The organism is Terrisporobacter petrolearius (assembly GCF_020748185.1).
Taxonomy (GTDB): domain Bacteria; phylum Bacillota; class Clostridia; order Peptostreptococcales; family Peptostreptococcaceae; genus Terrisporobacter; species Terrisporobacter petrolearius.
Genome location: NZ_JAHZMO010000073.1, coordinates 1 through 8,769, shown reverse-complemented (window position 1 = coordinate 8,769; position 8,769 = coordinate 1). Strand labels below are relative to the sequence as shown.

General features: G+C 27.7%; 10 protein-coding genes and 1 pseudogene. 7 read left to right on the top strand and 4 right to left on the bottom strand.

Going from position 1 to position 8,769, the window contains the following annotated elements; genetic code table 11:
• Nucleotides 1-283: 283 nt before the first annotated feature.
• Nucleotides 284-763 (bottom strand): NADH-quinone oxidoreductase subunit NuoE family protein, encoded by a 480-nt coding sequence (locus K0040_RS19215; RefSeq protein ID WP_228110327.1) that lies wholly within the window; start codon nt 761-763, stop codon nt 284-286.
• Nucleotides 764-970: 207 nt separating this feature from the next.
• On the opposite strand from K0040_RS19215, the gene K0040_RS19210 reads away from it, so the two are divergent.
• From K0040_RS19210 to K0040_RS19200, 3 genes are all read left to right on the top strand, one after another.
• The gene (locus tag K0040_RS19210) at nt 971-1,522 is read left to right on the top strand and encodes a CDP-alcohol phosphatidyltransferase family protein (protein ID WP_228110326.1); all 552 of its coding nucleotides are present in this window, start codon (nt 971-973) and stop codon (nt 1,520-1,522) included.
• 80 nt (nt 1,523-1,602) lie between these two features.
• The gene (locus tag K0040_RS19205; protein ID WP_228110325.1) at nt 1,603-2,082 is read left to right on the top strand and encodes a permease; all 480 of its coding nucleotides are present in this window, start codon (nt 1,603-1,605) and stop codon (nt 2,080-2,082) included.
• The gene (locus tag K0040_RS19200) at nt 2,079-2,633 is read left to right on the top strand and encodes a permease (protein WP_228110324.1); all 555 of its coding nucleotides are present in this window, start codon (nt 2,079-2,081) and stop codon (nt 2,631-2,633) included. Before K0040_RS19205 ends, K0040_RS19200 begins: the two co-directional genes overlap by 4 nt.
• 126 nt (nt 2,634-2,759) lie before the next feature.
• Here K0040_RS19200 and K0040_RS19195 read toward each other — a convergent pair whose 3' ends face one another.
• Nucleotides 2,760-4,535, bottom strand: a complete 1,776-nt coding sequence (locus K0040_RS19195) for a MutS-related protein (RefSeq protein WP_228110323.1) — start codon at nt 4,533-4,535, stop codon at nt 2,760-2,762.
• Nucleotides 4,536-4,752: 217 nt separating this feature from the next.
• Between K0040_RS19195 and K0040_RS19190 the strand changes: the two genes are divergently transcribed.
• On the top strand, nt 4,753-5,484 hold the full coding sequence (locus K0040_RS19190) for a MerR family transcriptional regulator (RefSeq protein WP_228110322.1): 732 nt from the start codon (nt 4,753-4,755) through the stop codon (nt 5,482-5,484).
• 51 nt (nt 5,485-5,535) lie between these two features.
• Here the strand turns inward: K0040_RS19190 and K0040_RS19185 are convergent, their stop codons facing one another.
• Entirely contained in the window at nt 5,536-6,057 is a 522-nt protein-coding gene (locus tag K0040_RS19185) for a cob(I)yrinic acid a,c-diamide adenosyltransferase (protein ID WP_228110321.1), read from the bottom strand.
• A gap of 198 nt (nt 6,058-6,255) precedes the next feature.
• Between K0040_RS19185 and K0040_RS19180 the strand changes: the two genes are divergently transcribed.
• From K0040_RS19180 to bcp, 3 genes and pseudogenes are all read left to right on the top strand, one after another.
• On the top strand, nt 6,256-7,080 hold the full coding sequence (locus tag K0040_RS19180) for an Mrp/NBP35 family ATP-binding protein (RefSeq protein WP_228110320.1): 825 nt from the start codon (nt 6,256-6,258) through the stop codon (nt 7,078-7,080).
• A gap of 91 nt (nt 7,081-7,171) precedes the next feature.
• Nucleotides 7,172-8,146: pseudogene (wecB, locus tag K0040_RS21315) on the top strand (non-hydrolyzing UDP-N-acetylglucosamine 2-epimerase).
• Between the two features lie 11 nt (nt 8,147-8,157).
• Nucleotides 8,158-8,613, top strand: coding sequence for a thioredoxin-dependent thiol peroxidase (bcp, locus tag K0040_RS19170; RefSeq protein WP_228110319.1), 456 nt, complete (start codon nt 8,158-8,160; stop codon nt 8,611-8,613).
• 60 nt (nt 8,614-8,673) lie between these two features.
• Here bcp and K0040_RS19165 read toward each other — a convergent pair.
• Nucleotides 8,674-8,769 (bottom strand): IS3 family transposase (locus tag K0040_RS19165; protein ID WP_228110328.1); only part of this gene is annotated, 96 nt, incomplete at its 5' end.

The following is an 8,769-nucleotide window of genomic DNA, read 5'->3' as shown; positions in this document are numbered from 1 at the left end:
CAAGCTAAGAAATGACTTAAGATCCGGTAGGATTTTAGATAGATTTTTAAATTTAGAAAAGTTGTTAATGTTCGTTAGATTATTAGAAAGTTTTCTATCAAATGTTACAACTAGATTATACAAGGGGGATTAGTTCATTTAATAATAATATAATTAAACCAATAAATATGTCAAAATTAGAATCATCTATTTCGAAAGCTAATTTATTATACAATGATTCTATAGAAGGCATTAATGTGGACAAATAAAATTCAAAAGGCCGCTATAAAGCAGCCTTTAATCATTAATTACAATTTTCTAAGATTGAAGGAATATCTTCAACTGCTACACTTTCATAAACTTGTCCGTTTACAGTTACGATAGGAGTTTTACGGCAAACGCCTACGCATCCACAAGATTCCAAACTAAATTTCATATCTTTAGTAGTTTCTCCAAATTTAATTCCGATTAACTTTTCAAATTCATTAAGAATACTAGAGCTATCATCCTTGCTACAAGCACTACCAAAGCAAACTTTTATATTGTACTTACCTTTAAGTTCAGTGACAAAGTAGCTATAAAAATTAACAACACCTTCCACCTGGCTAAAAGGAAGATTTAACTTTTCTGAAATATGAATCTGTACATCTTTTGGTAAATATCCGAATATACTCTGAGCATGATGTAGAGTATTCATCAGTGTTTTTTTATTATCATGGATTGAATTTATAAATATATCTAACTCATTAAATAATTCTTTATTTTTAGAGATAAAATCACACATATTAATCTCCTTTATATGTTTAAATATGAACCTTCTTTTTATACCCTACTGTTGTTAATGAATATAAATCCTCTAAGGACTATATGATATACCATAATCATTAAAAATACAAACTTATTTATATAAAGCAAATGTAAGATAAGTATTACATTAATGTGTGTTATTATTTATAATATATTTGAAAATAAATGAAAGAAGGTGTTAAGGATGAAAATTTCAAAAAAAGAAGCATTTTCAATACCTAATATAATGGGGTATTTTAGGATAATTTTAATACCTGTATTTTTATATGTTTATTACAATGCAACATCAGTGGAGGATTATTATGTTGTGGCAGGTATAGTATGTATTTCTGGAATCACAGACTTTTTAGATGGTTTTATAGCTAGAAAGTTTAATATGATTACTGAGTGGGGAAAGTTTATAGATCCTTTGGCAGATAAGTTAACTCAAGCAGCTCTTGTATTTGCTTTATCATTTAAATATGAATTAATGTGGTACTTAGTAGGCTTATTTATAGTAAAAGAAGGGTTTATGGCAATTATGGGAATTATAATGCTTCGAAAAGGTAAAAAACTAGATGGGGCCAAGTGGTTTGGAAAGCTTTGTACGGCAATATTGTACATAGTAATGTTTATATTAATGCTATTTCAAAAAATGAATAATGATAATGCAAACTTATTAATATTAGTATGTGGAGTATTTATGTTAATGTCTTTTATACTATATATGCCTGTATTCTATAGGATGTACAAGTAAAATAAATAAGATGTTTTTTGTATAGTATTATATCTTTTATTCATATAGTTATATATAAGCATAAAATCAGGGGGGATTATATGACAACATATATTCTATATACATTGGCAGCTGTAATGTGCTTTATATCATATTTAAAAAATAAAGAAAAAACAAAAAATGCTTTAATCAAAGCTTGTAAATCTATGGAAAATATCATGCCTCAATTTTTATCTATAATAGTAATTGTAGGGTTAATGTTAGCCTTTGTGGATACCAATACAATTTCAAATTTAATAGGAAATGAATCAGGTTTTTTAGGGGTTTTATTTTCTGCAATTGTGGGGTCAATTGTTATGGTTCCAACTTTTGTAGCATTTTCAATTGCAAATACTTTATTAAATAGTGGTGCGGGTTACGCCCAAGTGGCGGCCTTAGTATCAACTTTAACTTTTGTTGGGATAATGACTTTTACTTTAGAATCTAAATATATTGGGAAAAAGGCTGCTTTTTATAGAAATTTATTTGCGATTTTATTTTCATTTGTAGTTGCCTTTTTTATGGGGGTGATTTTAGGGTGAAAAAGAAAATTTATTACTTAGCAAATAGATATAAGTTTTTTCTTATTGTTTTTGTTATCATTGTTTTAGTTATTATATTTGAAAAAAATATTGGTATAAAGGCATTTAATAGTTCAAAAGATAGTTTTCTACAGATGTTATCAGTACTACCACCCATTATGATTCTTCTCGGATTAATGGACGAATGGGTATCTAGAGAATCAATGATGAAGTATATGGGTGATGATTCTGGAATCATAGGAATTGCCATTGCCATAACTTTTGCAGCTTTTGCGGCGGGGCCGATGTATGCAGCATTTCCATTTACAGCTGTCTTACTGAAGAAAGGTGTAAAGTTTACTAATGTAATTATTTTTATGAATGCTTGGTGTGTTATAAAAATTTCTACTCTTCTATTTGAAATAAGTTCCTTAGGGTACAAATTCACTTTCTATAGATTATTAATCGATTTTATCGGGGTTATTGCAATGGGATATTTGGTTAATTATTTTGTTATGAAAGTAGGTAAGGAAGACAAAGTTTTAAGTAGTTACATGAAAGAAAATATTTGAAAATAAAAATGAAAGGTATGAATTATTTAAATAATTCATACCTTGTTTAAATTCTAATCTATATAGATCGGGCAACAAATTTTTATGAGCCCAGGTAATTTTTATATAAAAATAAAAGTTATTAATTTAAGAAAGAATACCAACTTTTCTCAATAAGTATTCAGCATTTGTAGTAAGGGATCTTTCTTTTTTTAACTTGTAATCAAAGTAAATTTCATCATCTATATAGTGCTCATTAAAACTATAGTTTATAATATTAGGATTTTCATATTCTAAATTACAAACATCTAAATCATGAGTTGTAATCATTCCTGAAACATGACATTTACATAATTCCCTTAGGACACCTTGAGCACCTTTAAGTCTATCAATGGAATTTGTTCCCCTAAAAATCTCATCTATCAAAAATAATGTATGAGAGTTAATATGAGATTGATCAATTATTTTTTTTATTCTTTTTAGCTCAGCATAGAATGTTGAAATCCCTTCGTTTAAATCATCTCTTATACGCATAGATGTAATTATATTCATTTTAGATGATAACATGCTATTGGCACATACATAACTTCCAGAGCAAGCAAGAACCATATTAATACCAACAGTTCTCATAAAAGTAGTTTTACCAGACATATTAGAACCAGAAATAATGTAAATATTATTATCTAGATTAAAATCGTTGCAAATACGTTTATCATTGGCGATTAAAGGATGCCCCATATTTGTAGCTTCAATTATGTTGTTTTTCTCAGTGAAAGTAGGAAGACAAATATTTTTGCAAATTCTAGGAAGATTGGCAAAACTAATTAAACTTTCCAGTTCTCCTAAAGTATGAAACCAATTTTCTACTAAATCAGAATATTCTTGTTTCCAATTATCTAAATCTATAGCATTTTTGTAGTCCCAAAGTAATATGCAGTTTAAAATAATGCACATAACACCATTATTACGCTGATTTATATTTGAAGCAATTTTTGATAGTTTGTTAACTCCAATTTTAGCTTTTTCTATATTCTTTTCAATCTCATTTAATTTATATGAAGTAAATTTTACTTTTGTAATATTGTTAATAACATCGTCGTAGCGACTAATTTTAGGTGCTAGCTTTTTAAGTGTTCCAACATAACTATTTGCACTTAAATAACCAATGACCCATAGTAATAGTTGAAATATAATTAAACAGTTAAGAATAATAAAACCAACAGTATTTTTAGTTACTAGAGCATAAATCAAAGCAATACAAGTTATTATACTAGATGTTTTAAATAATAATTTTAAAAATTTACTTTCAATAAATCTTTTTTTATCTTGAAGTTGTGTAATTAAATTGTCAAAATCCTCATCTACACCTATAAGAGAAAAATCATATTCTGTTTCAACAGAAAAATCATAGTTTTTGCTTAGCTCAGTAATAGCATCATGACGATATTGAATTTCTTTATCTGAAAAATTAGGGCTTAGTAAGTCTTTTACAAATCTTCTTCTTCCATAATAAGTACCAGTACTATTAATCATTTGGAATAAAGAATTTTTTCCTACTATATCCAAGTCCGTTGCATAAGGGTGATCATAATTTATAAATTCTTCACCAATATCTGTGAAATCAGACCATTCACCAGAAATTCTCTTCATATTAGCCTCATCAATTTTTATAATCCCTTCAGCTTTATGTATTTGTTCATAAGTATTTTTATGAAATAGAGATGCAATAATAAATATAACTATTTCTACAACTAAAAGTAAAATTAATTTTAAAGGATAATGATTTACATATATTTTGTATATGTTATAGCATATTAAAATAAACAATGCCATTTTGAATACAGAGATTATATTAGCAGTTTTGTTATGTTCTAATACACTTGCTTTTCTTCTTTCTATATCATCATTAAATTTTGACTCCATAAGTTTTACCTCCAAATTTATCCTGTAACTTTTATGATAACCAATATTTATAAAAAATCCAACTGATTTGATGTATTTAATGTTTAAATTAAATTTTTAATAGTAATTCCTTGCTTTTCATGGTTAAAATAAATATTAAAAATTGTATTGACTCTGACGTTGCGTTATAGAATATAGTTATAAGTGTAATAGGGAACTGAGGAAAGGAGGTTGAAAAATGAAGATAAGTGAAGTAGCAAAATTGACAGGCATAACAGTTAGGACTTTGCATTATTATGATGAAATAGGACTGTTAAAGCCTAGCGAAATTACAGAATCAGGATATAGGTTGTATTCCAAAGATTCTCTTGAAACTTTGCAACAAATATTGTTTTTTAAAGAACTAGATTTTCCTTTAAATGAAATAAAAGAAATAATGACAAATCCCAATTATGATAAAGGAGAAGCTTTGAATAAGCAAAAAGAATTACTAGTAAAAAAACGGCAACGAATAGATAGTTTGATTGGCCTTATAAATAATACTATAGAAGGAGAGAATAATATGAGCTTTAAAGAATTTGATATGAAAGATATAGAAGAAAGTAAAAAGAAATATGCTAAAGAGGTAAAAGAGCGTTGGGGAAATACAGATGCATATAAAGAATGTGAAGAAAAAACAAATAACTACAGCGAAAATCAATGGGGTGCTATTAATAAAAAAGGTAGTGAGATTTTAAAAGCTTTTGGTGAGCATATAGGTTGTGATCCAGGAAGTGAAGAAGTACAAGACTTAGTAGAAAAGTGGAGAAATCACATTTCATCTAGTTTTTATAATTGTACAAAAGAAATTTTATCAGGTTTAGGTTTAATGTATATAAATGATGAGAGATTTCAAAAAAATATTGATCAAAATGGGCAAGGAACAGCTGAATTAATGTCAAAAGCCATTGAAATTTACTGTTCTAAATAAAAAAATTAAAAGGCCTCTTAATTTTATAAAGTTGAAATTAAGAGGCTCTTTTTAATATTTAATATATATTAATTCAGATTCATTATATCTAGCAATAGCATAAATTACATCGGAAAGTCTATTTACATATTTCAATAACTGCGGATTAACAGTTTCAACCTTACTAAGAGAAATAATTCTTCTTTCAGCTTTTCTACAAATTGTTCTAGCTATATGTAAGTTAGCAGATATTAAACTAGTTCCAGGAACTATAAAAGCATCCATTTTATCAATTTTTGAAATATAAGAGTCTATAATTTTTTCCAGTAACACTACATCATCCTCAGTTATAGGTGTTTTATATTTTCCTTCTTTCCTCGTTGCTAATTCAGCAGATATAGCAAATAACTTTATTTGTATGCTTCTTAAAATCTCTTTATCTTCGTCTTTGACATAATTTGTGCAAAGACCTATATAAGAGTTTAGTTCGTCCAACGTTCCATAAGATTCCACCCTTATATCATCTTTATCAACTCTACTTCCGTCATATAGAGATGTTTTACCTTTATCCCCTGTTTTAGTATATATTTTCATAATTGTCCTCCTTATATATTTTTATCAATAATATACCCATGAATTATTAGTATATATTCAAATATTTATTAAAGATTACACATTAAAATAAGAAATTGTGGGTATATACTAATTATAAAACGAATTTATAAAAATTGTTGATGATATAAAAATTAATAAATAATAGATAAATAACTATAATCTATGGAGGAAAATAAAATGGCAAATTGTAATTCATGTCCATCAAAAAATAACTGCAATAAACAAGATACTTGTACAATAGAGAATAATCCAAATAATAAAATAAAAAATATAATAGGTGTTATGAGTGGAAAAGGTGGAGTGGGGAAATCTACCATAACTTCACTAATAGCAAAAAAACTTAGTAAAGAAGGACATAAAGTAGGAATATTAGATGCAGATATAACAGGACCAAGTATCCCAAGACTTATGGGAGTTCAACATGAAAGAGCTTTTTCAAATAATGGGAAAGATATTTATCCTATAATAACTAAAGAAAATATAAAAACCATGTCTGTAAACTTTATGGTAAATGATGAAAGTCAGCCAGTAGTATTTAAAGGGCCTTTAATAAGTAATACAATAAAACAATTTTATAAAGATGTAATATGGGAAGAGTTAGATTACTTATTAATAGATATGCCTCCAGGAACAGGAGATGTTGCTCTTACGATTATGCAATCTGTTCCTTTAACTGGAATGATTATGGTATCTGTTCCTCAAGATATGATATCTATGATAGTTACAAAAGGCGTAAATATGGCCAAAATGCTAAATATAAACATATTAGGTCTAGTAGAAAATATGAGTTATATTGAATGTCCAGACTGCAATAATAGGATTAAGTTATTTGATGGAGAAGAAACAGAAGCATTCTTGAAAGAAATGGATTTGGATCTTTTAGGAGAATTACCAATGACTAGAGAAATTGTGGAAATCACTCATAAGGGATCAGAAGAAGTAAGTGAAGAATTAGAAAATATTTTAAGTGGTATAGTAGAAAAAATAAATGAAAAAATATAAAAGAATTGAATTATATAAAATTATATTAAAATGAACTTGTTAAAATTATTAAAAATACTATAATTATTTCTAGGGTAAAAGGATACTAAAAATGAAAGTAAAGGTTATGACTGTATTTGGTACTAGACCAGAGGCTATAAAAATGGTTCCTCTAGTAAAAGAATTAGAATCTAGAGAAGAAGTAGATAGTATAGTATGCGTAACAGCTCAACATAGACATAGATACATTTAATATAAAACCTGATTATGACTTAAATATTATGAAACCAGGTCAAACCCTTGCAGATATAACTAGTAGAGCTTTACAAAATTTAGATTGTGTTATAAGAGAAGCTAAACCGGATATTGTATAAGTACATGGAGATACAATGACAACTTTGGCGGCTAGTTTTGCAGCGTTTTACAATAAAGTAACTCTTGGACATGTGGAGGCAGGTCTAAGAACTTATAATAAATATTCACCTTAATATGTTACAAGAAACACAGCAATAGATTGTCTAAAAACTACAATAAGAGAAAATTATACTAATAATATAATAAAAAAATAGGTAATGACAGAATGATACTTCTTACAGCTCATAGACGAGAAAATTTAGGGCAAAATATGAAGAGTATGTTTGGTGAAATAAAAAGAATAGTTGATGAATTTGAAGATGTTCAAGTTGTTTATCCTATACATTTGAATCCTATTATTAGAGAAACTGCCAATGAAGTATTTGGAGATTGTAATAGGATACATTTGATAGAGCCTTTGGAAGTATTAGACTTTCATAACTTTCTTAATAAATCTTATATAATAATGACAGATAGTGGTGGAATCCAAGAAGAGGCACCTTCTCTAGAAAAAACTGTATTGGCACTAAGAGACACAACAGAAAGACCAGAGGGAATAGATGCAGTCACTTTAAAATTAGCTGGTGTAGAGGAAGAAACTATCTATAATTTAACAAAGAAATTATTAACTAATAAAGAACTATACAATAAAATGTCAAATGCATCAAATCCATATGGTGATGGAAATGCAAGTAGATATATTGTTGATGAAATAATAAAAAAATTTAAATAGGAGTTGAAAAAATGTTAGAAGTAGGAGTAAAAGCACCTGAATTTAAATTACTAGATAAAGACGGGAATGAAGTAAGTTTATCAGATTTCAAAAATAAAAAAGTAGTACTGTATTTTTATCCAAGGGACAATACAGCTGGATGCACTAAACAAGCATGTGCTTTCAGGGATAGTTATGAACAATTTACATCAAAGGATGTAGTAGTAATAGGAATAAGTAAAGATAGTGTAAAATCACATAGTAATTTTGCTACAAAGCATGAACTGCCATTTATATTACTATCAGATCCTGAACTTGAAGCAATAAAGGCTTACGATGTATGGCAGGAAAAGAAGTTATATGGAAAAGTTAGTATGGGTGTGGTGAGAACAACATATATTATAGACGAAAATGGAATTATAGAAAGAGTATACAATAAGGTTAAAACTGACAAGAATGCAGGAGAAATATTAGAATATTTAGGATAGATATAAAAGAACCGAATTTAGTTATGACCCTGTCAAGTAGACACTCATAAAAAAGGCACTTTAAGCGGCATGTGTTCGGTATTCAACTGGACTCATGCCATTTTTTATTTGTACACGTTCGTGATTGTAGAAAGAAATATATTCCTCTATAAGTTT